General features: G+C 70.9%; 29 protein-coding genes, 2 tRNA genes, 1 other RNA gene and 1 pseudogene. 17 read left to right on the top strand and 16 right to left on the bottom strand.

Going from position 1 to position 25,447, the window contains the following annotated elements:
• Window positions 1-57: 57 nt before the first annotated feature.
• Entirely contained in the window at window positions 58-1,155 is a 1,098-nt protein-coding gene (dnaN, locus tag ACZ6YG_RS35430; protein ID WP_271279664.1) for a DNA polymerase III subunit beta, read from the top strand.
• Here the strand turns inward: dnaN and ACZ6YG_RS35425 are convergent.
• The gene (locus ACZ6YG_RS35425; RefSeq protein ID WP_466020395.1) at window positions 1,138-1,593 is read right to left on the bottom strand and encodes a MarR family winged helix-turn-helix transcriptional regulator; all 456 of its coding nucleotides are present in this window, start codon (window positions 1,591-1,593) and stop codon (window positions 1,138-1,140) included. The two genes, dnaN and ACZ6YG_RS35425, sit on opposite strands and share 18 nt — an antisense overlap.
• 61 nt (window positions 1,594-1,654) lie before the next feature.
• On the opposite strand from ACZ6YG_RS35425, the gene ACZ6YG_RS35420 reads away from it, so the two are divergent.
• Together ACZ6YG_RS35420 and ACZ6YG_RS35415 are read left to right on the top strand one after the other, a co-directional pair.
• Entirely contained in the window at window positions 1,655-1,942 is a 288-nt protein-coding gene (locus ACZ6YG_RS35420; RefSeq protein WP_219549818.1) for an antibiotic biosynthesis monooxygenase, read from the top strand.
• A complete protein-coding gene (locus tag ACZ6YG_RS35415) occupies window positions 1,939-2,757 on the top strand; it encodes an NAD(P)H-binding protein (RefSeq protein ID WP_148035977.1) in 819 nt (272 codons plus the stop codon). The genes ACZ6YG_RS35420 and ACZ6YG_RS35415 overlap by 4 nt, the downstream gene beginning before the upstream one ends.
• 19 nt (window positions 2,758-2,776) lie before the next feature.
• Here ACZ6YG_RS35415 and ACZ6YG_RS35410 read toward each other — a convergent pair whose 3' ends face one another.
• The 6 genes from ACZ6YG_RS35410 to upp all read right to left on the bottom strand — a co-directional run bounded on the left by ACZ6YG_RS35410 (window position 2,777) and on the right by upp (window position 6,762).
• A complete protein-coding gene (locus tag ACZ6YG_RS35410) occupies window positions 2,777-3,451 on the bottom strand; it encodes a FadR/GntR family transcriptional regulator (RefSeq protein WP_148035978.1) in 675 nt (224 codons plus the stop codon).
• 103 nt (window positions 3,452-3,554) lie between these two features.
• Window positions 3,555-4,886, bottom strand: coding sequence for a helix-turn-helix domain-containing protein (locus tag ACZ6YG_RS35405; RefSeq protein WP_219549822.1), 1,332 nt, complete (start codon window positions 4,884-4,886; stop codon window positions 3,555-3,557).
• 96 nt (window positions 4,887-4,982) lie between these two features.
• Window positions 4,983-5,516: a PH domain-containing protein gene (locus ACZ6YG_RS35400; RefSeq protein WP_148035980.1), complete on the bottom strand. Its 534-nt coding sequence runs from the start codon at window positions 5,514-5,516 to the stop codon at window positions 4,983-4,985.
• On the bottom strand, window positions 5,513-5,671 hold the full coding sequence (locus ACZ6YG_RS35395) for a hypothetical protein (protein WP_187281558.1): 159 nt from the start codon (window positions 5,669-5,671) through the stop codon (window positions 5,513-5,515). Before ACZ6YG_RS35395 ends, ACZ6YG_RS35400 begins: the two co-directional genes overlap by 4 nt.
• Before the next feature lie 97 nt (window positions 5,672-5,768).
• Window positions 5,769-5,993, bottom strand: coding sequence for a three-helix bundle dimerization domain-containing protein (locus ACZ6YG_RS35390; protein WP_148035981.1), 225 nt, complete (start codon window positions 5,991-5,993; stop codon window positions 5,769-5,771).
• A 130-nt stretch (window positions 5,994-6,123) separates the two neighbouring features.
• Window positions 6,124-6,762 (bottom strand): uracil phosphoribosyltransferase, encoded by a 639-nt coding sequence (upp, locus tag ACZ6YG_RS35385; RefSeq protein ID WP_219549824.1) that lies wholly within the window; start codon window positions 6,760-6,762, stop codon window positions 6,124-6,126.
• Between the two features lie 153 nt (window positions 6,763-6,915).
• Between upp and ACZ6YG_RS35380 the strand changes: the two genes are divergently transcribed.
• The 4 genes from ACZ6YG_RS35380 to ACZ6YG_RS35365 all read left to right on the top strand — a co-directional run bounded on the left by ACZ6YG_RS35380 (window position 6,916) and on the right by ACZ6YG_RS35365 (window position 8,468).
• On the top strand, window positions 6,916-7,425 hold the full coding sequence (locus tag ACZ6YG_RS35380; RefSeq protein WP_148035983.1) for a tRNA adenosine deaminase-associated protein: 510 nt from the start codon (window positions 6,916-6,918) through the stop codon (window positions 7,423-7,425).
• 14 nt (window positions 7,426-7,439) lie between these two features.
• On the top strand, window positions 7,440-7,916 hold the full coding sequence (locus ACZ6YG_RS35375) for a tRNA adenosine deaminase-associated protein (RefSeq protein WP_148035984.1): 477 nt from the start codon (window positions 7,440-7,442) through the stop codon (window positions 7,914-7,916).
• Window positions 7,917-7,930: 14 nt separating this feature from the next.
• Window positions 7,931-8,368 (top strand): nucleoside deaminase, encoded by a 438-nt coding sequence (locus ACZ6YG_RS35370; RefSeq protein ID WP_148037197.1) that lies wholly within the window; start codon window positions 7,931-7,933, stop codon window positions 8,366-8,368.
• A 10-nt stretch (window positions 8,369-8,378) separates the two neighbouring features.
• Window positions 8,379-8,468, top strand: a tRNA-Ser gene (locus tag ACZ6YG_RS35365).
• Window positions 8,469-8,567: 99 nt separating this feature from the next.
• On the opposite strand, the gene ACZ6YG_RS35360 is transcribed toward ACZ6YG_RS35365, so the two are convergent.
• Both ACZ6YG_RS35360 and ypfJ read right to left on the bottom strand, forming a co-directional pair.
• On the bottom strand, window positions 8,568-8,864 hold the full coding sequence (locus ACZ6YG_RS35360) for a type II toxin-antitoxin system VapB family antitoxin (RefSeq protein ID WP_148035985.1): 297 nt from the start codon (window positions 8,862-8,864) through the stop codon (window positions 8,568-8,570).
• A 48-nt stretch (window positions 8,865-8,912) separates the two neighbouring features.
• Entirely contained in the window at window positions 8,913-9,743 is an 831-nt protein-coding gene (gene ypfJ, locus ACZ6YG_RS35355; RefSeq protein WP_148035986.1) for a KPN_02809 family neutral zinc metallopeptidase, read from the bottom strand.
• 127 nt (window positions 9,744-9,870) lie between these two features.
• On the opposite strand from ypfJ, the gene ACZ6YG_RS35350 reads away from it, so the two are divergent.
• The 4 genes from ACZ6YG_RS35350 (at window position 9,871) to ACZ6YG_RS35335 (ending at window position 12,684) form a co-directional block, all read left to right on the top strand.
• A complete protein-coding gene (locus ACZ6YG_RS35350; RefSeq protein WP_246640995.1) occupies window positions 9,871-10,470 on the top strand; it encodes a LysE family translocator in 600 nt (199 codons plus the stop codon).
• 69 nt (window positions 10,471-10,539) lie between these two features.
• On the top strand, window positions 10,540-11,241 hold the full coding sequence (locus ACZ6YG_RS35345) for a DUF4097 family beta strand repeat-containing protein (RefSeq protein ID WP_466020394.1): 702 nt from the start codon (window positions 10,540-10,542) through the stop codon (window positions 11,239-11,241).
• A gap of 107 nt (window positions 11,242-11,348) precedes the next feature.
• Complete coding sequence (locus ACZ6YG_RS35340) at window positions 11,349-11,729, top strand: hypothetical protein (RefSeq protein WP_466020393.1); 381 nt, start codon at window positions 11,349-11,351, stop codon at window positions 11,727-11,729.
• 1 nt (window position 11,730) lies between these two features.
• The gene (locus tag ACZ6YG_RS35335) at window positions 11,731-12,684 is read left to right on the top strand and encodes a hypothetical protein (RefSeq protein ID WP_466020392.1); all 954 of its coding nucleotides are present in this window, start codon (window positions 11,731-11,733) and stop codon (window positions 12,682-12,684) included.
• Here ACZ6YG_RS35335 and ACZ6YG_RS35330 read toward each other — a convergent pair.
• From ACZ6YG_RS35330 to ACZ6YG_RS35310, 5 genes are all read right to left on the bottom strand, one after another.
• A complete protein-coding gene (locus ACZ6YG_RS35330; protein WP_148035991.1) occupies window positions 12,677-13,009 on the bottom strand; it encodes a YbaB/EbfC family nucleoid-associated protein in 333 nt (110 codons plus the stop codon). The two genes, ACZ6YG_RS35335 and ACZ6YG_RS35330, sit on opposite strands and share 8 nt — an antisense overlap.
• A 46-nt stretch (window positions 13,010-13,055) precedes the next feature.
• Complete coding sequence (locus tag ACZ6YG_RS35325) at window positions 13,056-15,440, bottom strand: ATP-binding cassette domain-containing protein (protein ID WP_148035992.1); 2,385 nt, start codon at window positions 15,438-15,440, stop codon at window positions 13,056-13,058.
• A 66-nt stretch (window positions 15,441-15,506) separates the two neighbouring features.
• Window positions 15,507-15,917 (bottom strand): VOC family protein, encoded by a 411-nt coding sequence (locus ACZ6YG_RS35320; RefSeq protein WP_271279878.1) that lies wholly within the window; start codon window positions 15,915-15,917, stop codon window positions 15,507-15,509.
• Between the two features lie 58 nt (window positions 15,918-15,975).
• Window positions 15,976-17,052 carry a threonine aldolase family protein gene (locus ACZ6YG_RS35315; protein WP_466020391.1) on the bottom strand — a complete coding sequence of 359 codons (1,077 nt, stop codon included), beginning with the start codon at window positions 17,050-17,052 and terminating at the stop codon, window positions 15,976-15,978.
• A gap of 51 nt (window positions 17,053-17,103) precedes the next feature.
• The gene (locus ACZ6YG_RS35310; protein WP_466020390.1) at window positions 17,104-17,751 is read right to left on the bottom strand and encodes an amidohydrolase family protein; all 648 of its coding nucleotides are present in this window, start codon (window positions 17,749-17,751) and stop codon (window positions 17,104-17,106) included.
• Between ACZ6YG_RS35310 and ACZ6YG_RS35305 the strand changes: the two genes are divergently transcribed.
• The gene (locus tag ACZ6YG_RS35305) at window positions 17,739-18,284 is read left to right on the top strand and encodes a sigma factor-like helix-turn-helix DNA-binding protein (RefSeq protein WP_466020389.1); all 546 of its coding nucleotides are present in this window, start codon (window positions 17,739-17,741) and stop codon (window positions 18,282-18,284) included. The genes ACZ6YG_RS35310 and ACZ6YG_RS35305 overlap by 13 nt on opposite strands.
• Window positions 18,285-18,398: 114 nt before the next feature.
• On the opposite strand, the gene ACZ6YG_RS35300 is transcribed toward ACZ6YG_RS35305, so the two are convergent.
• Window positions 18,399-18,483, bottom strand: a tRNA-Ser gene (locus ACZ6YG_RS35300).
• An 82-nt stretch (window positions 18,484-18,565) separates the two neighbouring features.
• On the opposite strand from ACZ6YG_RS35300, the gene ffs reads away from it, so the two are divergent.
• Together ffs and ACZ6YG_RS35290 are read left to right on the top strand one after the other, a co-directional pair.
• Window positions 18,566-18,664, top strand: an RNA gene (ffs, locus tag ACZ6YG_RS35295) — signal recognition particle sRNA small type.
• Window positions 18,665-18,693: 29 nt separating this feature from the next.
• Window positions 18,694-20,619, top strand: a pseudogene (locus tag ACZ6YG_RS35290) (DNA polymerase III subunit gamma and tau); the annotation flags it as partial.
• A 1,512-nt stretch (window positions 20,620-22,131) separates the two neighbouring features.
• Here the strand turns inward: ACZ6YG_RS35290 and ACZ6YG_RS35285 are convergent.
• Complete coding sequence (locus tag ACZ6YG_RS35285; protein ID WP_466020388.1) at window positions 22,132-23,571, bottom strand: helix-turn-helix domain-containing protein; 1,440 nt, start codon at window positions 23,569-23,571, stop codon at window positions 22,132-22,134.
• Window positions 23,572-23,911: 340 nt separating this feature from the next.
• On the opposite strand from ACZ6YG_RS35285, the gene ACZ6YG_RS35280 reads away from it, so the two are divergent.
• Genes ACZ6YG_RS35280 through ACZ6YG_RS35270 form a run of 3 tightly spaced genes read left to right on the top strand, consistent with a single transcriptional unit; the run spans window position 23,912 to window position 25,387 of the window.
• A complete protein-coding gene (locus tag ACZ6YG_RS35280; RefSeq protein ID WP_187281561.1) occupies window positions 23,912-24,262 on the top strand; it encodes a YbaB/EbfC family nucleoid-associated protein in 351 nt (116 codons plus the stop codon).
• A 2-nt stretch (window positions 24,263-24,264) separates the two neighbouring features.
• A complete protein-coding gene (gene recR, locus ACZ6YG_RS35275) occupies window positions 24,265-24,864 on the top strand; it encodes a recombination mediator RecR (RefSeq protein WP_148035997.1) in 600 nt (199 codons plus the stop codon).
• The gene (locus tag ACZ6YG_RS35270) at window positions 24,857-25,387 is read left to right on the top strand and encodes a DUF5063 domain-containing protein (protein ID WP_148035998.1); all 531 of its coding nucleotides are present in this window, start codon (window positions 24,857-24,859) and stop codon (window positions 25,385-25,387) included. Before recR ends, ACZ6YG_RS35270 begins: the two co-directional genes overlap by 8 nt.
• Window positions 25,388-25,447 lie beyond the last annotated feature (60 nt).

The raw sequence follows: 25,447 nt of genomic DNA, 5'->3' as shown, positions 1-25,447 counted from the left end.
TTTGTCGGTGGCCTCGGATACCTTCTAAGGGCATGCCGAGAAGAAAGGGTCGATCAGGTGAAGATCCGGGTTAACCGTGACGTGCTGGCCGACGCCGTCGCCTGGGCCGCCAGGGTTCTGCCCAGCCGCCCGGTGACCCCCGTGCTGTCCGGCCTGCTGCTGGAGGCGGGCGAGGAGCTGAGCCTGTCCGCGTTCGACTACGACGTCTCGGCCAGGGCCGCCGTCGACGCCGACGTGGCGGAGTCCGGCCGCGTGCTGATCCCCGGCCGGCTGCTCGCCGAGATCAGCCGGAGCCTGCCCGAAGACGACGTGGAGATCCTCACCGAGGGCCAGGAGGCGGTGCTGACCTGCGGCAGCGCCGAGTTCGGCCTGATCACCATGCCGGTCGAAGACTTCCCGACCATGCCGACGATGCCGCCCGCCATCGGCGCCATCGGCGGTGGCGTGTTCGCCTCCGCCGTCGGCCAGGTGGCGCCCTCGGCCAGCCGCGACGACACGCTGCCCATGCTCACCGGCATCCGGGTCGACGTGGAGGGCGAGTCGGTGACGATGGCCGCCACCGACCGCTACCGCATCGCCGCCCGCGAGTTCGGCTGGCGCCCTGTCAGCCCCGACGCCGCGGTCTCCGCCATGGTGCCCGCCCGGGTGCTGGTGGAGGTGGCCAGGTCGCTGCGCGGCGGCGAGGTGCAGGTCGCGCTCGGCGACGGGGTGGCCGGGTTCGAGAGCGTGGGCCGCAGCACCACCGTGCGGCTGCTCGACGAGCAGTTCATCGACTACCGGGGCAGGCTGACCTCGCAGTGGTCGATCAGGGCCGACGTGCGGGTGGCGCCGTTCGTGGCGGCCATCAAGCGGGTGGCGCTGGTGGCCGAGCGCAACACCGCGATCCGGCTGTCGTTCAGCCAGGGCCAGGTGCTCATCCAGGCGGGCGGCGGCGACATCGGCCGCGGCGCCGAGGTGGTGGACTGCGAGCTGCGCGGCGACGACATCCAGATCGCGTTCCAGTCGCAGTTCCTGCTCGACGGGCTCACCGGCATCGAGACCGAGCTGGCCCGCATCAACATGGAGTCCACGACCCGGCCGGCCCTCATCCAGGACGTGCCCGGCGACGCCGGCCCCGACTTCCGCTATCTCGTGATGTCACTCCGCCTGACCTGACTGGCGCTCGGCGACCAGCCTGAAGACCCGCTTGAACGTCGCGTAGTCGGCCTCGCCCGCGGCCTCGGCGTGCCGCTCCTCGATGGCGGCCAGGATCTCCTCCGAACGCGCCATCTGGTCCAGGCCCCTGCCGGTCGGCACGATGAGCTTCGCCCGCCGGTCGGCCGGGTCGGGCCGCCGCTCCACGTAACCGAGCTCCTCCAGCTCGTCCACGAGCGTGCCGATGACCTGTTTGTGCTGCCCCGAGCGGGCGGCGAGGTCGGTGGCCCGGCTGCCCTCCTCGTCCAGGTACGCGAGCACGGCGCCGTGGCGCGGCCGCAGCCGCGGGTGCCCCTGCTCGGCCAGCGCCGCGAACAACTCCTTCTGCAGGCTGAAGAGGGTGCGGCTGCTCAGGATCCCGAGGTCGGGTTCGTTTCTCTTGCGCTCGCTCCGGCGCATGCCATCCTCCAATTAGTCACTGATATTGACGGTCATTAATTGGTACTATTAGGCTTCCGGTATGACCGCAACAGTGGAACTGACGAGATTCCGTGTGGCCCCGGAGCGTACCGGCGAACTGCTGGCCGCCCGCCCCGGCATGCTGGCCGGCTTTCGGACCGGCCGGACCGGCTTCCTCGGCGCCCGCCTCGTCCGGCTGCCCGGCGGAGAGTGGCTGGACATCGTGGAGTGGCGCAGCCCCGCCGACCTGGCCGCCTCGCGCGCCAAGGGCGGCGACCTGCCCGGCATCCGAGCCTTCTTCGATCTGATCGACGACCTGGTTTCCACCGAAGAAGGAGAGCTGACGTGACTCTGCTGATAACCGGTGCCACCGGCACCGTTTCCGGCGCGCTGCTGCGCGCCCTGCCCGGCACCGACGACGTGCGCGTGCTCGTCCGTGACCCGGCGCGGGCGCCGCGAGGGGTGGATGTAGCGGTGGGCGACCTGCACAGGCCGGAAACGCTCGAAGACGCCTTCAAGGGGGTCGAAACCGTATGGCTGCTGACCGCGATGGGGCCGGACGCGCCGCACGCCGGCTCCAACGCCGTGTGGGCGGCCCGCGAGGCGGGGGTGCGGCACGTGGTGCGGATGTCGGCCATCGGCGCCGGGCACGACGCGCCCACCCGCAACGGCCGCCTGCACGTGCTGTCCGACATCGAACTGGCCGCCTCCGGGCTGAGTTGGACCGTCATCCGGCCGGCCTTCTTCATGCAGAACCTGTTCGGGTCGGTCAACGCCGGCACGCTGTACGGCCCGACGGGTGAGGGCAGGATGGGCCTCATCGACGTGCGTGACATCGCCGCCTTCGCCGCCCGCGTGCTCGCCGACGCGCGGCCACACCACGGCAGGACCTACACGATCACCGGCCCGGAGAGCATCTCGCTGCGCGAGGCCGCCGCCAGGATCGGCGCCGGCTATCAGCCCGTCGGCCCCGAGGACGCGCGCCAGGCGATGATCCAGGCAGGGCTGCCGGAGTGGGACGCGGCGGTCAACGTCGAGTACGCCCGCGCGTACGCGAGCGGCTGGGGGGACTACACGACCGGTGACTTCGCCGAGGTGATGGGACACCAAGCCCGCGCGTTCGAGGCGTTCGCCGCCGACCACGCCGACCGGCTCGGCGGCTGACCCGGCCCTCGGGCCGGCCTCAGCCCTCGGTGAGCGCGATGAGGATGTGTTCCATGCACGCGTGTCCGGCGCGCTCGGCGGCGGACGCGTCGCCGGCGGCGATGGCGCGGGCGATCGCGTCATGCGGGATGTAGGTCTTGTTGAGCGACGTGCCGGCCGCGGTGATGCTGGCCCGCAGCGCCGCGGAGAAGTCTTCGTACAGGTCGATGAGCACCCGGTTGTGCGTGGCGTAGGCGACGGCCATGTGGAAGGCCAGGTCGGTCTCCACGAACCGGGCGGGGTCGTCCTGCTCCCAGGCGTGGTCGCGCTCGGCCAGCGCCGCCTCGATGAGCGCGATGTCCTCGTCGGTGCGGCGGGTGGCGGCCAGCCGGGCGGCCTCGACCTCCAGCGCGCGGCGGACCTCGAAGATCTCCAGCTGCTCGGCCTGACGCAGGCGCCTGAGCATGGCCCCCGAGAGCTCGCTCGTGGCGCGCACGTAGGTGCCGTCGCCCTGGCGGCACTCCAGCAGGCCGGCATGGGTGAGCGCGCGCACGGCCTCCCGAACGGTGTTGCGCCCGACACCGAGCTGCTCGGCGAGCACGGTCTCCGTCGGGATCTTGCCGTTCATCTGCCACGACCCTGTGGTGATCTGCTCCTTGAGCTGATCGATCACCTGGTCGACGAGCGAAGCCCGCTGCGCCGTACGCAGACTCACAGTCCGCCTCCTCTGGGGAAACCGATCATCCTATGAGTCAATGACTGGAACCCCAGTGTATTCCAGACCCGGGAATGCCCGAGTCTGGAACCCCCCTCGGCGGTCAGCGGGCGATCGTCGTGTCGACGGTCAGCCCCGCCATCATCGAGCGCACCCCGGCGGCTTCCAGGGCCTTACGGTAGGCGGCCGTCTGTTCGGCCCGGTCGCCGACCTGGCCGAAAAGGTCGCCCAGCTCACGCCAGCACCGGGCGGAGACCCGGTCGGCGCCGTACGGCTGGCGGCCTGCTCCGTCGAGGACGACGCGGGCGGCGGTGAGGTGGTCGGCCGGGTCGGCCTGGCGCCTGACGGCCACCGTGGCGCTCACCAGGTGTGCCTCGGCCACGGCGCTGCCGCCGCCGAGCAGCCCCAGCGCCTCTGCGGCGAGCTCGGCCGCGCGGTCCGGATCGGCCGCGCGCAGCATGACCCGGGCCAGCACGATGAGGGCCTCGCCCCGTTCGTGACCGAGGCCCGCCGACGCGAACGTGCGGGCGGCCGCGGCGGCGAACCGCTCCGCCTCGTCCGCCGGAGCCCACTCCAGCCGCGCCCAGTGCATGCCCAGGCGAGCCAGCTGAAGCGCGATCCGGCCGTCGCGACCTGCGCTGATGGCGTCGTCGGCCAGGCGCACCGCCAGCGCGGAGTCCTCGCCCGCGGCCGCCTCGCCGCTCGCCCGCCAGAGAGCGCGGACCTCTCCGGAACGGTCCATAACATCAGACAAGCCAGCGACGTCGAGCACCTTCTTGACGTAGACGAGCTCGGGGGAGTCGCCTTCGCGGCCGGCGTGCGCCACCAGCGCGCAGGCCAGGTCGACGGCGAGCTCGCCCTGCACGATCGACATCCGCTCGGCCTGCTCCAGCGCCTTCGACGCCAGGTCGCGGGCCCGCAGCCGGTCGCCGGCCCGCTGGTAGCAGCGGCTGAGCGCGACCGTGATCGGCAGGTCGGCCAGCCGCTCAGGGTGGGCCGAGGCCTCCCTGCGCAGCCGCTCGAAGGCCTCGACGGCCTGCCCGAGCCTGCCCTGGGCCTCCAGCGCGCGAGCCCTGCCGAAGCGGGCCTGCGCCGTCAGCATGGCGTTCTCCTCGTCGGCGGCCTTGACGATCTCCGTGAATCGGTCGGCCGCTACGGCGGGATCACCGTGGTGCAGCTCCAGCTCCGCATGACGCAGGCCGAGCTCGGTGTCGATGCGCTGGCGGGGCTCTATGCCATGGAGGAGGAACTCGGTGGTGCAGCCGAGTCTCTCGGCCAGAAGCCGGGCGACGACGGGAGTCGGCGTGCGCTTGCCCGACTCAATGAGCGAGACGTAACTGTCCGACAGGTCGGGTCCGGCCAGCTGGGCCTGCGACATCCGCCTGTTAAGCCGCAATCCTCGGACGCGGTCACCGATGGTTCCCTGACTCGGCATCTCATCTCTCAAGGCGGGGAAGGGTCAACACCCCGCAATGATTGCATGAAGTAGCCGAATGGGGTATACCCGCGTGAAGAATTCTCTACCTGGAGATTAATCGTCTCCGTCGTCCTTGCCCGGGAAAAGCATCGAGCAGACCTCCAGGTACAGGGTCTCCGGATACGGGATGTACTCCACGGTGGAGAGTGCCTGGTCCTGGCCGGCGGACTCCAGGATGAACTCACCGTAGCCGAGCATGCGCCCCAGCAGAGATCGCTGGAAGCTCATGTCGGTGACCTTTCCCAGCGGCATCATCGCGACCTTGCGCGTGATCAGCCCGGTGGTCAAGAGCATCCGTTTGGAAGTCACGACGAAGTAGTCAACCGACCACTCAGCCACTTTCCAGACAAAACGGATCAACAACAGCAGCCACAGCCACCAGACGACCACCAGGGCCGTGCCGGCGCTGCCCTCGCCGCTGAAGAACCGGCTGAGGAGTCCGGCGACGATCAGGCCCCCGAAGACCTCGGCGACGGGGCGGAGCAGCACGGCGGGGTGGCGCCGCACCATGATGACTTGTTGCTCGTGGGGGAGAAGGTAGCGGTTGACCGACGACGGAGCAGAGTCCCCGTGGGTCACAAGTCTCATGCGAGGTTGTTCACGAATTGGGCCAGCGAATCGGCCGCGGTGAACACGGTGTCGAACGCCCCTCTGACCGCGTCAGCGGCGTCAGCGGGCCGTGCGAACAGGTAGTAGGCGACAAAACCGATGCCGCCGTATGTGAGGACCTTTTTGACCTGCACTGTCGCCTCCGAACCGACTTACCCACTCCACCCGTCTCATACATTACCCACCCCCATGCCGGGGTAAAGGTGACTCGACGGTTTGGTTCCGATCTTGTTAGCCACGGTCGCTGGCCACGAGGGCGAGCACGTGGAGATGCTTGCGAGCGATCCGCTCCACAAGGTTGGGGTGGGCGAACCCGGTGACCTCCAGCGCGCCGTAATGTGCCGCCTCGACACATCTCGTCACGGTGGCCGCGGAGTGGACGCCGGCGAACTCGTCGCACAGCGCCGCCTCGACCTCCGCGTACGGGCTCGGCTCCGACTCGGTGTGACCGTTCACGAGCACACTCCGGAGCTCGGACAAACGCACATGGTGATCCCCCACACCCCAGTGTCTTTCATGGCTCTACGTACCCATGCAATCACAGTATGTAACGAAGTGGCCACCCTGGGTGGGGGATTGGCGCAGGTCAGACCACGCCGTAGAGCCTGTCGCCGGCGTCGCCGAGACCCGGCACGATGTAGCCGTACTCGTTGAGCCGCTCGTCCAGCGCCGCGGTGACGACCCGGATCGGCTTGCCGGAGTTGGCGAACACCTTGTCCATGTAGGCCAGGCCCTCCGGGGCGGCCAGCAGGCAGATGGCCGTCACGTCCACCGCGCCCCGGTCGAACAGGAACTTGATCGCCGCCGCGAGCGTGCCGCCCGTGGCGAGCATCGGGTCGACCACGTAGCACTGCCGCCCCGACAGGTCGTCAGGGAGCCGGGTGGCGTACGTCTCCGCCTGGAGCGTCTCCTCGTCGCGGATCATGCCGAGGAAGCCGACCTCGGCGGTGGGCAGCAGCCGGGTCATGCCGTCGAGCATGCCCAGCCCGGCCCGCAGGATCGGGACCACCAGCGGGTGGGGCTTGGCCATCCGCAGGCCGCGCGCCGGGGACACGGGGGTCTGCACCGTCACCTCGGTCACGCGCACGTCGCGGGTCGCCTCGTACGCCAGCAACGTCACCAGCTCGTCCGCCAGCCTGCGGAAGGTGGGGGAGTCGGTGCGGACATCGCGCAGCGCGGTGAGCTTGTGGGCCACGAGCGGATGATCGACGACGAGGGTTTCCATAAGGGACAACGCTATCTTGTGTGTTACGTACCGGCACGTCCCGGTCTCGGTTTTGATCACAATTTGGTCGGAGCGGCCCACGACGGGCAGCCTGGTCTGGAACGATTGGATACCTGTGAAGACTCTGGTGTCAGGGTCGGGTGGGGGATCGCGATGACAGACGAAGAGGCACTCGATTTCGCCATCGTGGTCTATCGAGAGGACGAGCGCTGGGACGCCGAGCTGCTCCCCGTGGCGCTCACGTCCGATCTGCAGGGGCTCGTCAAGGCGCTCCGCCAGCAGCCGAGCGAGAGCGGCACGATTGGCCTCGTGGCCGTGGGGGATGAGTTCTTCGTGGCGCTGCGGGTCCTGGGTGAGCGGGTCGATGTCTTCCTTTCCGACATCGCCGCCTCGTGGGACTTCCCGCTGGCCAGGCAGGTGCTCGACTACCTCGACGTGCCGGTGCCCGACGAGCAGGAGCTCGACGAGATCCTCCAGGACGAGGACACCGCGCTCCCGGCCGGCGACCTGTCGATCTTCGCGGACCTCGGGCTGGACGAGATGGAGCTCGGCATCCTCTCCGGCGACGTCGACCTGCTGCCGGACGAGGTCCTGTCCAGCATCGCGGCGCGGCTCGGGTTCTCCGAGCCGTTCGAGCGTGCCATCGAATCGGTCTTCGACTGACCCCTGGAGCGCACATGGCGGCGAACACCTTCTCTGCGGCCTTCGTCAGGACCTCCGACGGCTGGAGCGGCGCCGAGGTCGACCTGTCCGCCACCGAGATCGTCGACGACTTCGGCGACGCCGTGACGGAGGCGCTCGGGCTGGTCGGCGACGAGCTGGCCCTGCTCTGCGTCGAGGTCGAGGACGAATGGTTCGCGATCGTGCGCTACCGCGGCGACGACGAGCCCCGGGTGTTCCTCTCCGACGCTCACGCGATCATGTCCGACCACCTGGGTGAGCTGTTCGCCGAGTTCGCCGGCGTGGCGCCCGACAAGGAGGGCAACGAGCTGGGGGTGCGCCCGGCCGGCGACTTCGAGCTGCTGAGCGACCTCGGCATCAGCTCCGAGGAGCTGCTCGAACTCAGCATGGAAGAGAACATGCTCCCGGCCGACATCGTCTCGGTGCTGGCCGAGCGGCTGTCGTTCGCCGACGAGCTCGACCGCCTGCGGTGACCTGGACCGCCGCGATGCGGCAGGCGCTCGCCGAGGCGGCCGCCGCCGGCGAGCGCGGCGAGGTGCCCGTCGGCGCGGTGGTGCTCGGCCCTTCGGGCGAGGTGCTCGCCGCCGCGGGCAACGACCGCGAGTCCGCCGCCGACCCCACCGGCCACGCCGAGGTCCTCGCGCTCCGCGCCGCCGCCCGCCGCAGGGGCGCCTGGCGGCTCGACGGCTGCACGCTCGTCGTCACGCTGGAGCCCTGCACGATGTGCGCGGGAGCCGCCGTCCTGGCGCGCGTCGACAGGATCGTGTACGGAGCCGTCGACGAGAAGGGCGGGGCCGTGGGCTCGCTCTGGGACGTCGTCCGCGACCGCAGGCTCAACCACCGGCCCGAGGTCGTCATGGGCGTGCTGGCCGAGGAGTCCGCGGCCGTCCTCAAGAAGTTCTTCGGCACTCGCCGGATCCGGTAAGCTCGTCGGCGGTGGTGTCGCCTAGTGGCCGAGGGCGCACGCCTCGAAAGCGTGTGATGGGGCAACTCATCCGTGGGTTCAAATCCCACCACCACCGCCACCCGAAGGGGCCTCCGCGTCGAGCGGGGGCCCCTTCGCCTTTCAGGTCGCGCGAAATGACCGGGCCGCCGCGGCCCGGAAGAAAAGAGCGCGCTTTCCCCTAGCTGTGAAGTTCGAGAACCCTGGCGTGCAGGATGGACCGCTGGTGCAGGGCCGCGCGCAACGCCCGGTGCAGGCCGTCTTCCAGATAGAGCTCGCCCTGCCACTGCACGACGTGCGGAAAGAGATCGCCGTAGAACGTGGAATCGGCGGCGAGTAGCGAGTGCAGGTCGAGCATGGCCTTGGTGGTGATCAGCGAATCGAGCCGGACCTGCCGCGGTGGTATCTGGGCCCAATCGCGGTTGGACAATCCGTGTTCGGGATAAGGGCGTCCGTCGCCGACCATCTTGAAGATCACCCCCCCGATTTTAGGCCGGATTTCGCCCGCTCGTGTTCTCCGCACTCCTCACATCAGCTCGGCGCCCTCGCATCGGCCCGGATTTCCGGTGTCGTAACCGCGCTGGAACGCCGCCGTCCGCTGTTTCGAGCTGCCGTGGGTGAACGACTCGGGATCGACCCGGCCGCCGCTGCGCTGCTGGATCCGGTCGTCGCCGACCGCGGCCGCCGCGTCGAGCGCCTCGGCGATCTCGGCCGCGGTGAACTCGGCGGCGTAGAAGCCGCCCTCGTACGCCTTTTTCGCCCACACCCCGGCGTAGCAGTCGGCCTGCAGCTCGACGGCCACCGAACTGCCGGAGTCGAGGGCGCCGAGCAGGTTCTGCACGTGGTGACCGTACTCGTGGGCGATCACGTACGCCTGGGCGAACGGGCCGCCCTTGGCCCCGAACCGGGTCTCCAGGTCGTCGAAGAAGGTCAGATCGAGATACACCCGCTGGTCGCCGGGGCAGTAGAACGGGCCGACGGAGGAGTCGGCGGCGCCGCAGGCGGTGCGCACGCCACCGGAGTACAGGACGGTCTTGGCCAGGCGGTACTCCGGGAGCTCGGTCTTCCAGTAGTCCTGGATGCTGTTGACCACGCCGACGACCTGGCACTTCCCGGCCTGGTCGGCGTCCTTGCCGGTGCGGCACTCCTCGGCCAGGTTGGCGGGCGGCTGCCCCTGACCGGGCTCGGTGTCCACGCCGCCCACATTGTTGAGCACGAAGACCAGGACGAGCGCGATCAGGCTGACGATCCCGCCGCCGCCGACGACCATGCCGCCGGGGAACCGGCCGCCGCCGCCCCCGCCGCCGCGGTCCTCCACCTGTGAGGGGTCTAGATTGACGTCGTCCCTGAAGTCCATTGCCCGGTGTCCCTTCCGTGGGGGTGGATCACTGCTTCCCCCTGGGCAGATGGTCATCCCTATGTTGTTCCGTTAGTCTTCCCCTATGACGGGCGGAATAGTAGGGATTGCACTGGTCTCCCTGGGCATGGTCCTCACCCCGGGGCCGAACATGATCTACCTGGTCTCCCGGTCGATCACCCAGGGCCGGCGGGCGGGCCTCATCTCCCTGGTCGGCGTCTTCCTCGGGTTCAGCGTCTACCTGACCGCCACCTGTCTCGGCCTGACGGCGATCTTCGCGTACGTCCCCGCCGCCTACACCGCGCTCAAGCTGGCGGGCGCCGCCTACCTGCTCTACCTCGCCTGGAGCGCCATCAAGCCCGGCGGCACCTCCGCCTTCGAGCCCCGCGAGCTCCCGGTCGAGCCGGCCCGCCGGCTCTTCGCCATGGGCCTGTTCACCTGCCTGCTCAACCCCAAGATCGCCATTCTGTACATGTCGCTGCTGCCGCAGTTCATCGACCCCTCGATGGGCCACATCATGCTGCAGAGCCTCGTGCTCGGCTCCGCCCAGATCGCCGTCGGCACGCTGGTGAACGGGCTCATCGTCATCTCGGCCGGCGGCCTGGCCGCCTTCCTCGCCCGCCGCCCGGTCTGGGTAAGGGTCCAGCGCTACTTCATGGGCACCGTGCTCGGCGGCATGGCCGTCCATCTGGCGACCGACCGGTCCAGAGCCCTGACGACCGCCTAACCGGATTCAGGGGAAGTCTCAGGGAGTCACCTGAGGTCCCCCGGACCGCGACCCACGACACTTGAGCCCATGGACGTCAGGCGAACAGCGATGATCGCCGGCCTGCTCGGGCTGGCGGCGGTGACGGCGGGCTGCGGCATCGGCGGTCCCGAGAACACGGAAACCGCCTCCTACGACGTCACCGGCACGGTGACCGCGCTCGACGTCGGGGCCGACGGGGGCGCGATCGAGGTGATCGAGTCCGACCGGCAGGGCGTGCACGTCACCGAGACGCTCACCTGGACCGGCGACCGGCCTCCCCAGCCCACCCACGAGGTCGAGGGCGGCACGCTCGTGCTCGCGTACACCTGCCCGACCGGCTGGGGAGGCATGCTCCACTGCGACGTCGGCTACAAGGTCGAGATCCCCCGCGGGCTGCGCGTCAAGGCCGGCACCGACTCGGGCGCCGTGACGCTGCGCGGGCTGTCCGGCGAGGTCGAGACGAACTCCGACTCCGGCCGGATCGAGGCCACTGACCTGACCGGCAAGCAGGTCGTCGCCGGGACCGACTCGGGCGGCATCTCCCTGTCCTTCGCCGCGGCGCCGGACAAGGTCGAGACCAACTCGGACTCCGGCTCCAGCGTCGTACGCGTGCCGGAGGGCCCGTACGACATCACCGCCACCACCGACTCGGGCCGCAGGCGCGTCGACGCCCCGCACGACGGCGCCGCCCCGCGCAAGATCACCCTGCGTAGCGATTCCGGCGCCCTCGAAGTCCTGCCCGCGCGATAGCGCACAAACGGAAACTGAGAAGTCATCCACGAGTAACACATGAGGTGAAGGCTGGCCGCTGATTGCCGTCTGAGGAGGCGACCACCTTGGATATCGACCATTCCAGTATGGAGAGCAGCGGCAAGGCGATCCACGGCGAGGATGGTGATTGCGCCCGCAAGATCAGCCGGCTCCACACCGAACTGGAGCCGCTCATTCCCTACTTCGGAAACCCGGCGAGCGACGAGGCCGCGCGGATCTTCCGCAGGGGCGCCGACGGTCACCCCGGTTTCGACAGCGCCTACGAGGACCTGAGCACCGCCGTGGACAACCTCGGCAAGGCGTACCGGGACATCGGGTCCGCCGTCGTGGCCATGAGCAAGAACGTCAAGGCGGCCGACTGGGCGAGCATGGTCGACCGGAACGCGTCCGTACGCGACCTGGTCGCCTTCGCCGAGCGCGAGAACGACGACGTCAGCGTGCCCACCACCCCGGTGGAGAGGGCCTGACATGCCCGTCGGCCTCGCGACCAAGGTCGCCCTGGGCGGTATGGCCGGCGCCGGCGTGGCCGGTGCGCTGGCACCCGAGGTGCTGTTCGGCATCTCCTATCTCGAAGGCGACCCCGAACGGATCCGCCAGGCGGCCGACGCCCTCGACGACCTCGCCGACGCGATCGACCTGCGTTTCCGGGAGGCGAACACGGCCGCGGAAACGTTATGGAAGAAAAGCTCCGACGAGGCGGTCGACGCGTTCAAGAAGTTCTGGCAGGAGGAATACGGCCCCGCGGTTCTCGCGGTCTCGCTCAAACACCGCAACGCGGCCAACGCCTGCCGGGCCTACGCCGACGTCGTGGAAAAGGTCAACCACGCGCTGCACGTGCTGTGCTGGATCCTGACCGTGGACATGATGTACACCATCGGTTATCAGGTCTTCACCTGGAAGCTCCTGCAAGCGATCATGAAGAGACAGGCGATCCTGCTCCGACTGGGCGCGCACCGCTTCGTCACCCTGTTGCTGCCCACCTTCTCCTACTGGGTGGCCGACAGCGTGTCGTACGCGACCGGCGAGGTGGCGCTGCCCCTGGCGCTCAACTACGCGGGCGGCATCAAGACCGACCTGTCCGGCAACGACGTCAGGTCACTCGGCCACAACCTCACCGCGTTCCGCGAGCACTTCGTGGCCAACATGACCTTCAACGGGGTCCTCGACGGCACGGCGGCGCTGATGGCGAAGGTGCCCGGGCTGCGGGCCGTCACCGCCAACCTGACCCTGCCGAACGGGACGACGCTCAACACCGGCAACTTCGTCCCCAGACTGGCCGGCTCGACCGCGTACTCGATGTCCCTGGACGCGCAGCGCGGCGACAACCCCCTGCCCGGGACCGAGCACGGGCTGACCGAGGAGGAGATGTACCAGAAGTTCATCGTCCACGGCACGCGGAGCCTGATCCCGCGACTCAAGTGACTTTCCGGTCACCCTCGCCGAGGTAGGGCCGCGTCACTTCCACCAGCCGTCGCGCCGCGTCCTCGGCGGCCCGGCGCGACAGGTCCACGATCGTGTCGGCCAGCTCGCGTGAGCCCATCCTCATCGCCCGGGGGTCGATGTGCAGCGCGGCCAGCTGCCCGGACGCCGAGACCCGTATCTTGATCTTGTCGTCCGGGGTGGCCGCGTGGCCGGTCACCTCGCCGACCGCGCCCATCACGTCGGCGAGCTCCGTGGAGTTCGCCCGGAACTCCGCCATGACGCGGTCGAGCTCGGGGTCGCCGGTGCGCTGCTCTCGTTCGGCCATGAGGCATTGTCCTGCGCGCGGATGTCAATCATGCTACGAACGCGCATCAGGCGCCGACGTAGGCCGCCAGGTGCTCGCCGGTGAGGGTGGAGCGGGCGGCGACCAGGTCGGCGGGGGTGCCCTCGAAGACGACCCGTCCGCCGTCGTGGCCCGCGCCGGGACCGAGGTCCACGATCCAGTCGGCGTGCGCCATGACCGCCTGGTGGTGCTCGATGACGATCACGGACTTGCCGGAGTCCACGATCCGGTCGAGCAGGCCGAGCAACTGCTCCACGTCGGCCAGGTGCAGGCCGGTGGTCGGCTCGTCGAGCACGTAGACGCCGCCCTTGTCGGCCAGGTGGGTGGCCAGCTTGAGCCGCTGCCGCTCGCCGCCGGACAGCGTGGTGAGCGGCTGGCCGAGGCTGAGGTAGCCGAGCCCGACGTCGGCGAGCCTGCCGAGGATGGCGTGCGCGGCCGGCGTGCGCGCCTCTCCGGCGCCGAAGAACTCGGCGGCCTCGGTCACCGACATCGCGAGCACCTCGCTGATGTCCCGGCCGCCGAGGTGGTACTCCAGCACCGACGCCTGGTAGCGCTTCCCCCCGCACTCCTCGCAGGTGGTGGCGACGCCCGCCATCATCCCCAGGTCGGTGTAGATGACGCCGGCGCCGTTGCAGTCGGGGCAGGCGCCCTCGGAGTTGGCGCTGAACAGCGCCGGCTTCACGCCGTTGGTCTTCGCGAACGCCTTGCGGATCGGGTCGAGCAGCCCCGTGTACGTCGCCGGGTTGCTCCGTCGTGAGCCCTTGATCGCCGACTGGTCGACCGCGACCACGCCCGCGGAGGCCGGGATCGACCCGTGGATCAGGGAGCTCTTGCCGGAGCCGGCGACGCCGGTGACCACGCAGAGCACCCCGAGCGGGATGTCCACGTCGACGTCGCGCAGGTTGTGACGGCTGGCGCCGCGGATCTCCAGCTTCCCGGTGGGGGTGCGCACCTCCGGCTTGAGGGACGCCCGGTCGTCGAGGTGGCGGCCGGTGATGGTGCCGCTGGCCCGCAGGCCCTCGACGGTGCCCTCGAAGCAGATGGCGCCGCCCGCCGTGCCGGCGCCGGGGCCGAGGTCCACGACGTGGTCGGCGATCGCGATCGTCTCCGGCTTGTGCTCGACGACCAGGACGGTGTTGCCCTTGTCGCGCAGCCGCTTCAGCAGGTCGTTCATCCGCTGGATGTCGTGCGGGTGCAGGCCGATGGTCGGCTCGTCGAACACGTACGTCACGTCCGTGAGCGCGGACCCGAGGTGGCGGATCATCTTGGTGCGCTGCGCCTCGCCGCCCGACAGCGTGCCGGCCGGCCGTTCGAGCGAGAGGTAGCCCAGCCCGATCTCCACGAACGAGTCGAGGGTGTGCAGCAGCTTGGCGAGCAGCGGCGCGACCGACGGCTCGTCGAGGTCGCGGACCCACGCGGCGAGGTCGCTGATCTGCATCGCGCAGGCGTCGGCGATGCTGACGCCGCGGATGCGCGAGGAGCGGGCCAGCTCGCTGAGCCGGGTGCCGTCGCACTCGGGGCAGGTGGTGAAGGTGACCGCCCGGTCCACGAACGCGCGGATGTGCGGCTGCATCGCCTCCCGGTCCTTGGAGAGGAACGACTTCTGGATCTTGGGGATCAGGCCCTCGTACGTCAGGTTGACGCCGTCGACCTTGACCTTGACCGGCTCCTTGTAGAGGAAGGCCTGGAGCTCCTTCTTGGTGTAGTCGCGGATCGGCTTGTCCGGGTCGACGAAGCCGGACTCGGCGTAGACCCGCACCGTCCAGAAGCTGTCGGACTTCCAGCCGGGGATGGTGAACGCGCCCTCGGAGAGCGACTTGGAGTCGTCGTAGAGCTGGGTGAGGTCGATGTCGGAGACCGTGCCGCGGCCCTCGCAGCGCGTGCACATGCCGCCGATGCGGGTGTAGGTCGCCTTCTCGGTCTTGCGCGCGCCCCGCTCGACCGTGATCGCGCCGCTCGCCCGTACCGTCGCGACGTTGAAGGAGAAGGCCTGCGGCGAGCCGATGTGCGGCTCACCGAGCCGGCTGAACAGGATGCGCAGCATCGCGTTGGCGTCGGTGGCGGTGCCGACGGTGGAGCGGGGGTCGGCGCCCATCCGCTGCTGGTCGACGATGATCGCGGTGGTCAGCCCGTCGAGCACGTCGACCTCGGGGCGGGCCAGCACCGGCATGAAGCCCTGGACGAAGGCGCTGTAGGTCTCGTTGATCAGCCGTTGCGACTCGGCGGCGATCGTGCTGAACACCAGCGAGCTCTTCCCCGAGCCGGAGACGCCGGTGAACACCGTCAGCCGGCGCTTCGGGATCTCGATGCTGACGTCCTTGAGGTTGTTCACCCGCGCGCCGTGCACGCGGATCAGGTCGTGGGTGTCGGCGGCGTGCGGCTCGGGCGACCGCGTGTCCGTTCTCGTGGTCATCGTGTCTCCATGGGTACGTGGTGGTCGCTCGTCAGCTGGGCGGCCACCGCGGTGAACGCCGGAGGGTCAGGGCCGTTCCTGGATGCGGATCATGTTGCCCGCGGGGTCACGGACCGCGCAGTCGCGCAGGCCGTAGTCCTGCTCGGTCGGCTCCTGGATCACTTCGGCGCTGTTGTCGCGGAGCCGGGCGAAGGTGCCGTCCAGGTCGTCGGTTGACAGGACGATACCGGCGAAGGTCCCCTTGGCCATCATTTCGGCGATGGTGCGCTGCTCGTCGTCGGTGATGCCGGGGTCGCCGGTCGGGGGCTGCAGGACGATGGACGTGTCGGGCTGGCCGGCGGGGCCGACCGTGATCCAGCGCATCCCCTCGTAGCCGACGTCGTTGCGCACCTCGAAGCCGAGGGCGTCGCGGTAGAAGGCCAGCGAGGCGTCGGGGTCGGAGTGCGGGAGGAAGCTCGCGTGAATGGTGATGTCCATGGCTGCCACGTTAGGCGTGCCGCGCCCGGCGACGCTTCTCGATTCCTGATCGTGTCGCTCAAGGGGCGGCGCGGGCGAGCAGGTCGCGGATGAGGGCGACCACCTCGCCGGGGGTGAACTCCATGGCGTTCTCGCCGACGCTGACCTCGAAGGCGCAGCGGCCGGGCTCGGACGCGGACCGTACCCGGCCCCAGAGCTGGATGCCGCGCTCGGCCAGGATCTCCGCGCCGGCCCGCTCGACGGCGCGCCGGTCGGCGGGCAGGTGGATGTGGAACAGCGGCGTCTGCGGCGGGTCGGGCCAGGCGCGGGCGGCGCCGTCCGCGTTGATCGCGGCCGCGATGGCGATGGCGTGCTCGCGGTACGCGGGCATCTCGCCGGCCAGGGTGTCGAGGTGGACCAGCGCGGCCAGGGCGAGCGGCCAGGCGTCGCCGATGCCGCCCCCGAGTCGTTGCCGCCACACCCTCGCCACCTCCACGGTGGCCGCGTCGGAGGCGAGCACCGCGCCGCGCACGCCCTGCAGGCTCTTGTAGAGGGAGACGTAGACGGTGTCGAACAGCGCGGCGATCTCGTCGAACGGCCGCCGGTAGTAGGTCTGGGCCTCCCACAGCCGGGCGCCGTCCAGGTGCGTGGCGGCGCCGGTGGCGCGCACGAGCGCGACCTGCTCGCGCAGGTCGTCCCAGCCGGGCACCAGGCCGCCGAGGTCGCGCTGCGGCAGCTCCCAGACGACTGCCGCGAGCGGTTCGCCGATCGCCGCCAGGTCTTCCGCGGTCATCAGCTCGTGCGGGTCGCCGGCCCTGCGGAACCGCAGGCCGTGGACGGCGTTGTAGCCCTGCTCCTCCCACACGTCCAGGTGGGACCGCGGGTGCGCGGCGAACGTGCGGCGGCCGCGCCGGTCGGCGTGCACGCGCAGCGCGGTCTGCTGGGCCATCGTGCCGCTGGGGAAGAACAGCGCGCTCTCCTTGCCGAGCAGCTCGGCCAGCCGCCGCTCCAGCACCGCGACGGGGCCTTCGGGGCCGTCGGCCGGGGTGTCATCGTCGACCAGGGCGAGCATCCGCTCCAGCATCATGCGCGGCCCCCGCCGGATCGGCGCGTGCAGGAACAGCGAGCGCCGGACCGGCGGGCTGGCGTCGGACATGAAGGCCTCCTTATTGCAATCCATGTGCAATAAGGAGAAAGGTACAGTGCGTCACCGACGGGTCTGGCGCACCCCTCGGCGCCAGACGTCCACGATGGCGCCGGTGGCGGTGATGTCACGGGTGGGGTCGCCTTCGACCAGCACCAGGTCCGCCCGGAGACCTGGGGCGATCCGGCCCCGGTCGTCCAGGCCGAAGTGCCGGGCGGGCAGGCCGGTCGCGGCGGCGAGCGCCTCCTCGGCGCTGAGCCCGGCCTCGGTGAGCAACTCCAGCTCGCGGTGCAGGCCGGCCCCGTGGGCGGGCGCGAACGGGGTGGCGTCGGTCCTCGCGAGCAGGGGCACCCCGGCCCGGTGCAGGTCCCGCAGCGCGCCGGCGGCCCCGGCCGAGCTGCCGGGACGCGCGCGGTCAGCGGTCTCGACGTGCCCAGCGGTGATCGCCTCGAAGTACGCGAGCGTGGTCACGACGAAGACGCCCAGGGCGCGTACCCGCTCGGCCAGCCGCCGGGAAGCCGGGTCGCCCGGCGCGAGGTCGGTCCACACGTGGGCCAGGCCGTCGGCGCCGGCGTCGAGCGCGATGCCCACCTCGGCCGCGGTGATCGCGTGGGCCACGACCCGCAGCCCGGCGTCGTGCGCCGCCTCGGTGAGGGCGGTGGCCACGTCCGGCGTCGTCGCGGGGAGGTCGGCGCCGTGTGACCCTGTCACCGCTCGAACGGGCGGTGTTCGTGCTGCACGAGGTGTTCGGCTTCGGCCATCCGGAGATCGCGGGCATGCTGGGCCGCACGCCTGCGGCGGTCCGCCAGCTCGCGGCCCGCGCGCGCCGCCACGTGCACGCGCGCCGCCCCCGCCACCGGACCGAGCCGGACGTCCACGCCCAGGTCACCGAGCGCTTCGCCGCCGCCGCGCTCGGCGGGGACCTGCGGGCGCTGCTGGAGGTGCTGGCACCGGACGTGACCCTGTGGACGGACGGCGGCGGCAAGGGGCCCGCCACCAGCCTGCGTCCCGTGCGCGGCCGCGACCGGGTGGCGGCGCTGTTCGTGTCGGTCGCCGCGACGCTGCCCGACGGCGGGCTGGACATCCGCTACCGGCGGGTGGCGGGCGACCCGTGCGCGCTCGTCTTCTCCGGCGACAGCCCGCTGGCCGTCGTCGTCGTGGACCTCGCGCCCGACGGCGACCGGATCGCCGGCATCTATTCGGTGACCAACCCCGACAAGCTCACCGGGATCCGCCGAACCTGACGCGCCGCCGGGTCCGCGCCCTCGGCATGCTGCGAGCATGATGAGGTCGGAAAACAGCGAAGGGGCCGACTTGGATAGGGTCGGCCCCTTCGCGTTTACTGCCTCAACCAGGCGCGGAGGATGGGGGATTTGAACCCCCGAAGGGTTGCCCCTTACACGCTTTCCAAGCGTGCGCCCTCGGCCACTAGGCGAATCCTCCGCCGACGAGCTTACCGGACTCGGCAGGGTCTCGGGACCACCATTTCGTGGCAGCGAGCACTGCCGCATGTGGATAGACTGTCCCCGGACCCCTCGCGCGGCGTCATCCTGTGAACCTCCCCAGGGCCGGAAGGCAGCAAGGATAAGCGGGCTCTGGCGGGTGTGCGAGGGGTTCCTTCGTTGGGAAGCCCCTCGCAGGCGGGATGGTCGCATGAGCCTTGCGCTTTACCGCAAGTACCGACCCGGGACCTTCGCGGAGGTCAAGGGTCAGGAACACGTCACAGACCCGCTGCGGCAGGCGCTGCGCACCGGCCGCATCAACCACGCCTACCTCTTCAGCGGGCCCCGCGGCTGCGGCAAGACCTCCAGCGCGCGCATCCTGGCCCGCTCGCTCAACTGCGAGAAGGGCCCGACCCCCGACCCCTGCGGCGAGTGCGAGTCGTGCGTGGCGCTCGCCCCGACCGGGCCCGGCCACCTCGACGTCATCGAGATCGACGCGGCCTCCCACGGCGGCGTCGACGACGCGCGTGACCTGCGTGAGCGGGCGTTCTTCGCCCCCGTGTCGGCGCGCTTCAAGATCTACATCATCGACGAGGCGCACATGGTGACCCGCGAGGGTTTCAACGCGCTGCTCAAGCTCGTCGAGGAGCCTCCGCCGCACCTCAAGTTCATCTTCGCGACGACCGAGCCGGAAAAGGTCATCGGCACGATCAAGTCGCGCACCCACCACTACCCGTTCCGGCTGATCCCGCCGGCGACGCTGCGCGCGCTGCTGGAAGAGATCCTCACCGCCGAGAACGTCCCGTTCGAGCCCGCCGCGCTGCCGCTCGTCGTCCGCGCGGGCGCCGGCTCCGCCCGTGACTCGCAGTCGATCCTCGACCAGCTCCTCGCCGGCTCCGGCGACGACGGCATCACCTACGCCCGCGCCGTCTCCCTGCTCGGCTACACCGACGGCGACCTGCTCGACGAGGTGGTCAACGCGTTCGCCGCCCGCGACGGCGGCCAGGTCTTCCAGGCGGTCAACCGGGTCGTCGAAGGCGGCCACGACCCCCGCCGCTTCGCCTCCGACCTCCTCGAACGCTTCCGCGACCTGGTCATCCTGGCCAACGTCCCCGAGGCGGCCGCCAACGGCCTGCTCGACCGGCCCGCCGACGAGCTGGAGCGGCTCGTCCAGCAGGCGGCCTCGATGGGGCCCGCCGAGCTGACCAGGGCCGCCGAGATCTTCAACGCCGGTCTCACGGAGATGCGCGGCGCCACCTCGCCGCGTCTGCTCCTGGAGCTGATGTGCGCCCGCGTCCTCCTCCCGGCGGCCGAACAGGGCGAGGCCGCCCTGCTGGCCCGCCTGGAGCGCCTCGAACGCGGCAGCGCCGTCGCCGGCATGGCCGCCCGCGCGGTCCCGGCCGCTCCACCCGCCGGGCCGCCCTCGTCCGGGCCCGCCGCCACGGGGCACCCTTCGTCCGGGCCCGCGGCTTCTGGGCCTGGGGCCTACGGGCCTGCGGCTTCTGGGCCTGGCGCTTCTGGGCCTGCCGCTTCCGGGCCTGGCGCTTCTGGGTCTGCGGCTTCTGGGCACGCCTCGTCCGGGGCTGCGGGGGCCTCGTCTGGTCACGGTGCTTCCGGGAGTGTCGGTACGGGGCATGCCGGTGGTGGTGTGCCCGCGGCCTCGCAGGCGGGAGCGCCGGGCACCGTCGCGACGCCGAGCGGTCAGGCGCTGGACGGGCCTCACCCGGCCCGGACCGGTGGGCCTGTGGCCGACGACTGGCCCGAGACCGTTCGGCCGGGCTCCGGCTCGGGTGCTCCCGCGTACGGTGGGCAATCCCAGAGCGGCGGCCAGGAGCAGGGTGGTCCGGCTCATGGTGGTCCCCAGGCTTCCGGACAGGCGGGGGCTGCGCAGTCGGGCGGCGGTACGGCGGCGTTGCAGCAGCAGTGGCCCGCGGTGCTGGCGGCGCTCAAGCAGCGCAGCATCGTCGTGTGGGCGAACGTCAGCACCAACGCGCAGGTGGTCGGCGTCGAGGGCAACCTGGTGACGCTCGGGTTCACCCAGATCGGCGCGATGAAGAACTTCACCGGCGGCGGCAAGGACGCCGTCGTGGCCACGGCGCTCGCCGACGTGCTGGGGGGCACGTGGCGGGTCGAGGCCGTGGTCGGCAACGGTCCTCCGCCGTCTCGTGGGACCCACTCCGGGGGTTCGGGGCCTGCGGGCTCTCCGGGAGGAGCCGCTGGGCCGTACGGGGGTTCCCAAGATTCTTGGGGTGACGCCGCCGGTTCCCCTGGCGCCCATGCCTCCGGCGGTACGCGGCCGTCCACCGGCGGCCCCGGGGCGGGAACGCCTGGCACGGATGGCCACGCGGGCTCCGCGACGCACGGTGCTGAGGGTCGCGCCGGTGCCGGGATGCCTGACGCTGGCGGGCACGCGGGCGCTGCGGATGGCCGCGCGGGCTCTGGGATGACCGGTGTGGACGGCCGCGCGGGCTCTGGGGTAACCGGTGTGGACGGCAGCGCGGGCTCTGGGGTAACCGGTGTAGATGGCCGCGCGGGCTCTGGGATTACCGGTGTGGATGGCCGCGTGGGCTCGGGGGTGACCGGTGTGGATGGTCACGCCGGCTCTGGGATTACCAGTGCCGGTGGCCAGGCCGGCTCCGGGGCGACCGGTGTGGATGGCCGGGCGGGCTCCGGGGCGACCGGTGCGAATGGTCACGCCGGCTCTGCGGCGCATGGCGCCGGAGCGGGGGCGGACGGTCGCGTCGGCTCCGGGCCGGGCGCTGCCGTGGGTGCCGTGTCGTCTGGACAGTTCGCGGAGGCTGGAGGCGTTCAGGCGGCGGGTGGGTCCCAGCAGCGGCCGACGACGGACGAGTCCTGGCCGTCGGCTCCCGACGAACCCGGCCCTGGGTCCCCGCCTGGGCCGGATCCGTCGCAGGCGGCTCCTGCCAGTGTGATGACCGGGACCGGGCTGGCTGCCGCTCGTTCGGCGGCCAGGGCGGCGGCGCAGGCGGGCCCCCGGGTTCCGGCCGCCAGGCAGGGAGGCGGCTCGGCCGGGTGGCCCAGCGCCATCCCCAAGCGAGGCAGCGCTCCCGACACGGATGACGTGGACCCGCTGAACGACGCCGACGCCGACGTGGACGAGCTCTCGGGGATGGCTCTCCTGCAACGTGAACTGGGCGCCCAGGTCATCGGCGAGATCGACCACTCCTGACAGCGAGCCGCCAACCCTTGCCAAGGGCCAACCTCCTCCGATACCGCACTCCCGGCCGTAAGGGACCGGTTGCCGTACGGGCGGCACGTCGGAGTTGGGACCGCTCGGACTTCCTAAGAGGGCCGCTTCGGATGCGTCTTCCCGATACTCGCGTTCGCGGTCGTACGGAAGGGTCGGTAGCTGTACGGGCGGCACGTCGGAGCCGGTAACCGGTCCCACCTTTCACATGGCCGCAGGTCGGGCTTCGGGATGCTTGTACTCCCGGTCGTACGGGCGCGGCGTGTTGGTGATTCGGCGCGGGGCTTGCCGTGCGGGCGGAGACGGCAAATGGGGCCGCGCGGGGGTCGTGGGGTGAGTGCCGCGGGGGTTCTCAGGTCTGAGGTGGGTGACGGCCGGGCGGGGGGCGGGCGGCGGGATGTGACTTCAGTGAGCGCCGTAGGGGTTTCGCGGTGTGAGGGGTCAAGGGGCGCGCAGGCGGGCGCGGGCGGCGGCGGCGCGGGGGTCCGCCTGGGGGAGGCTGGAGGTGAGGCGTTCGAGGAGCTGGAAGTCCTCGCGGCCGTTCATCGTCTGGGCGTATGTCCACAGGTCCTCGGGGGCGCCGCGTTGGAGGAGGCAGGTGCGTACCAGGACCTCCAGTTCGTCGCGCTCGCGGCGGATCTCGGGGGACTCGGAGCGGGCCAGCAGGGGGCCGGGGTAGGCGCGGGCCACCAGGGAGGCGGGGTGGTCGGCGGCCAGGAGGCGGCGCAGGTCCAGGAAGTCGGCCTCGACGGGGCAGGCCAGGTGGTAGGGCTTGGCGTCGATGGGGACGTCCAGCTGGGTGCGCAGCCGGTGGATCTCGGCGCGGATGGTGACCGGATTGCCGAGGTCGCCGTACAGGTGGAAGGAGAGCTGCTCGGCCGTGAGGCCGCGCGGGTGGAGCGCCAGGATGGCGAGGATCTCGGCGTGGCGGAGGGAGAGCAGCACCTTGCGGCCGCCGACGATGGCCGTCGGCGGGCCGTCGCCGAGGAAGGTGAGGGCGAGCGCGGCGGGTGTGGAGGCGGTGTTGGAGGTGGCGCGCAGCAGGTAGCCGTCGGAGAACGGCTCCAGGAGCGCGATCCGCCCGTCGCGCAGGATCATGCGCTCGCCGGTGACGGGAAGCTGGAGGCGCGGCCCGAGCTGGCCGCCGGGGTCGCCGGCGATGACCCGGCCGCCGGCGGAGAGCAGCACGGCGGGGCGGGCGCGGAGCGACTCGTAGCGGCGGCGCAGGGAATCGTCGTGGTCGCGCATGCGGAGGGCGAGCTGGGTCTCGGCCAGCTTCGCGGTGGCGGCCACGAGGGCGACGGTGGCGGGGTGGAGGCTGGGCGCGGTGCCGCTGACGTCGACGCAGCCGAGGAGCTGCCCGGTCTCCGGGTCGGTGATGGGGGCGGCGCTGCAGGACCAGACGCGCAGCACGCGCATGAGGTGCTCTTCGGAGTAGACATGCACGGGCCGCCTGAGCGCGAGCGCGGTGCCGATGCCGTTGGTGCCGGCGGCCTCCTCGGCCCAGCGGTAGCCGCCGGCGAGGCCGACCTCGTCGGCGCGGCGCATGGTGGCGGTGTGGCCGTCGCGCCACAGGACGCGGCCCTCACGGTCGGTGAGGACCATGATGTGCTCGCCCTCGTCCGCGACCGTGCGCAGGGTCTGCTTGATGAGCGGGAGCAGGGGCCGCAGGGGGTGGGTCTCGAACGCGTTCCTCACCTGCCCGGGGTCGTGGGCGGCGGGCGCGCCGGGGGCGTCGGGGTCGATGCCGGCGGCGAGCGAGCGGCGCCAGGAGTCGCGGATCAGCTTGCGCGGGCCTGCGGGAACCGGGGCGGCAGCGGTCACCACCTCGTGCGCGGCCTGCAGACGGCGGGAGTATGCGTCAAGGTGAGCGTAACTCATCAGCCACTCCAAGTAATCGTCCCCTAGGGGGAGCATCCGCGTTGGGGTGCCGCCCGCGCAAGCAGTTCAGGGGATTGCCGAGGGTGATTGAACGATAGCAACGTGTGTGCAACGTCACTGCCGCTAGCGTTCCGGCGTACCGCGTCGGCGTGGTGCGGCCGCTCCGGTCGACGCGATTGGCCGGGTCCCGGACGCTGGAGGGGGGCCGGGACCCGGCCAAGAAGATGTCCGGATTCACGGCCCGGGAGCGAAACACCTGCAAGCCTCCAGTACATGCCGAGGCCCAAACACCGTAGGCTCGTGGCAGTCAAGAACGCGGAGCCACGAGGAGCGCACGACGGTGAACCCAGGGGATGTCAACCTGCAGCAGCTGCTGGAGCAGGCCCAGCTCATGCAGCAGCAGCTCGTGAGCGCCCAGCAGGAGCTCAACGACGCGCAGATCGAGGGCTCGGCCGGCGGCGGGATGGTCACCGCCGTCGTCAACGGCTCGGGCGAGCTGCTGGAGCTCAAGATCGATCCGAGTGTCATCGACGCCGGAGACGCGCAGGACACTGCCGACACGATCGCCGACCTGGTGATCGCCGCCGTGCGCGACGCCGTCAGGGCGGCCGGCGACCTGCAGCAGGAGAAGCTCGGGCCGCTGGCCCAGGGGCTGGGCGGCGGCGGCCTCGGCCAGCTGCCAGGGTTCTAGCGATGTACGAAGGGGTCGTCCAGAATCTGATCGACGAGCTGGGCCTGCTGCCCGGCGTAGGTCCCAAGAGCGCGCAGCGCATCGCCTTCCACCTGCTGGCGGCCGACCCGGCCGACGTCAAGCGGCTGGCGCACGCGCTGCTGGAGGTCAAGGAGAAGGTCCGGTTCTGCCGGGTGTGCGGCAACGTGGCCTCCGAGGAGGAGTGCCGCATCTGCCGCGACCCGCGCCGCGACACTCACGTGATCTGCGTGGTGGAGGAGTCGAAGGACGTCGTCGCGATCGAGAAGACGCGCGAGTTCCGCGGCACCTACCACGTGCTCGGCGGTGCCATCAGCCCGATCGACGGTGTCGGCCCCGACGACCTGCGGATTCGCGAGCTCATGACCCGGCTGGCCGACGGCCGGGTGACGGAGCTCATCCTCGCCACAGACCCCAATCTCGAGGGTGAGGCGACGGCTACCTACCTTGCCCGTCTGGTCAAGCCGATGGGTGTGAAAGTGACACGACTGGCCAGCGGTCTGCCCGTGGGCGGTGATCTCGAGTACGCCGACGAGGTGACCTTGGGCCGCGCGTTCGAAGGACGGAGGCTGCTGGATGTCTGACGAGTGGGGAGCGCTGGCGGAGGAGATCGCCGGTCACGCGCAGAACTACGTCGACGGCCTGGCGAGGGTCGCGGGCGGCGAGGGGGGCGACGCCATCTGGTCGCTGCTCCTGGTCGAGGTCGCCCAGGTGAGCCTGGCGGGCGCCAAGCTCGGCGCCAACCGCGACGTGATCCTCTCGGGCAACTACGAACCGCCGCTGAGCGAGGATCCCGACATCGACGGGGTGCGCACGGCCCTGGCCGAGCGGCTCGGCCCGGTCGACGACTACGCCGAGGTGTTCGACCCGTACAAGGACACCGGGGTGACTCCCTACCGTCTGTCCGACGACCTGACGGCGGTGGCCGCCGATCTCATCCACGGACTGCGCCACTATCAGGCGGGCCGGCCGCACGAGGCGCTGTGGTGGTGGCAATACTCCTACTTCAACACCTGGGGCAACCACGCGGGCGCGGCCATGCGCGCGCTGCAGGCCCTGGCCGCGCACTCGCGGCTCGACGTGGCGGAAGAGGTCACGACCGGGTAGGTGTCCACATAGTGGTTGGCACATCAGTGGCATGAGACGTCCCAAGTAGACTGGGCTTTC

The organism is Nonomuraea sp. NPDC054003, from assembly GCF_055585125.1.
This window is presented reverse-complemented; position numbering and strand designations above follow the sequence as displayed.

Bases quoted from the DNA above. Each gene is read 5' to 3' on its own strand.
- ACZ6YG_RS35425 (WP_466020395.1), bottom strand. From the start codon at position 1,593: ATGCGCCGGAGCGAGCGCAAGAGAAACGAACCCGACCTCGGGATCCTG.
- ACZ6YG_RS35420 (WP_219549818.1), top strand. From the start codon at position 1,655: ATGACCGCAACAGTGGAACTGACGAGATTCCGTGTGGCCCCGGAGCGT.
- ACZ6YG_RS35405 (WP_219549822.1), bottom strand. From the start codon at position 4,886: ATGCCGAGTCAGGGAACCATCGGTGACCGCGTCCGAGGATTGCGGCTT.
- ACZ6YG_RS35400 (WP_148035980.1), bottom strand. From the start codon at position 5,516: ATGAGACTTGTGACCCACGGGGACTCTGCTCCGTCGTCGGTCAACCGC.
- upp (WP_219549824.1), bottom strand. From the start codon at position 6,762: ATGGAAACCCTCGTCGTCGATCATCCGCTCGTGGCCCACAAGCTCACC.
- ACZ6YG_RS35380 (WP_148035983.1), top strand. From the start codon at position 6,916: ATGACAGACGAAGAGGCACTCGATTTCGCCATCGTGGTCTATCGAGAG.
- ACZ6YG_RS35375 (WP_148035984.1), top strand. From the start codon at position 7,440: ATGGCGGCGAACACCTTCTCTGCGGCCTTCGTCAGGACCTCCGACGGC.
- ACZ6YG_RS35370 (WP_148037197.1), top strand. From the start codon at position 7,931: ATGCGGCAGGCGCTCGCCGAGGCGGCCGCCGCCGGCGAGCGCGGCGAG.
- ypfJ (WP_148035986.1), bottom strand. From the start codon at position 9,743: ATGGACTTCAGGGACGACGTCAATCTAGACCCCTCACAGGTGGAGGAC.
- ACZ6YG_RS35350 (WP_246640995.1), top strand. From the start codon at position 9,871: ATGGTCCTCACCCCGGGGCCGAACATGATCTACCTGGTCTCCCGGTCG.
- ACZ6YG_RS35345 (WP_466020394.1), top strand. From the start codon at position 10,540: ATGGACGTCAGGCGAACAGCGATGATCGCCGGCCTGCTCGGGCTGGCG.
- ACZ6YG_RS35340 (WP_466020393.1), top strand. From the start codon at position 11,349: ATGGAGAGCAGCGGCAAGGCGATCCACGGCGAGGATGGTGATTGCGCC.
- ACZ6YG_RS35335 (WP_466020392.1), top strand. From the start codon at position 11,731: ATGCCCGTCGGCCTCGCGACCAAGGTCGCCCTGGGCGGTATGGCCGGC.
- ACZ6YG_RS35330 (WP_148035991.1), bottom strand. From the start codon at position 13,009: ATGGCCGAACGAGAGCAGCGCACCGGCGACCCCGAGCTCGACCGCGTC.
- ACZ6YG_RS35325 (WP_148035992.1), bottom strand. From the start codon at position 15,440: ATGACCACGAGAACGGACACGCGGTCGCCCGAGCCGCACGCCGCCGAC.
- ACZ6YG_RS35320 (WP_271279878.1), bottom strand. From the start codon at position 15,917: ATGGACATCACCATTCACGCGAGCTTCCTCCCGCACTCCGACCCCGAC.
- ACZ6YG_RS35315 (WP_466020391.1), bottom strand. From the start codon at position 17,052: ATGTCCGACGCCAGCCCGCCGGTCCGGCGCTCGCTGTTCCTGCACGCG.
- ACZ6YG_RS35285 (WP_466020388.1), bottom strand. From the start codon at position 23,571: ATGAGTTACGCTCACCTTGACGCATACTCCCGCCGTCTGCAGGCCGCG.
- recR (WP_148035997.1), top strand. From the start codon at position 24,265: ATGTACGAAGGGGTCGTCCAGAATCTGATCGACGAGCTGGGCCTGCTG.
- ACZ6YG_RS35270 (WP_148035998.1), top strand. From the start codon at position 24,857: ATGTCTGACGAGTGGGGAGCGCTGGCGGAGGAGATCGCCGGTCACGCG.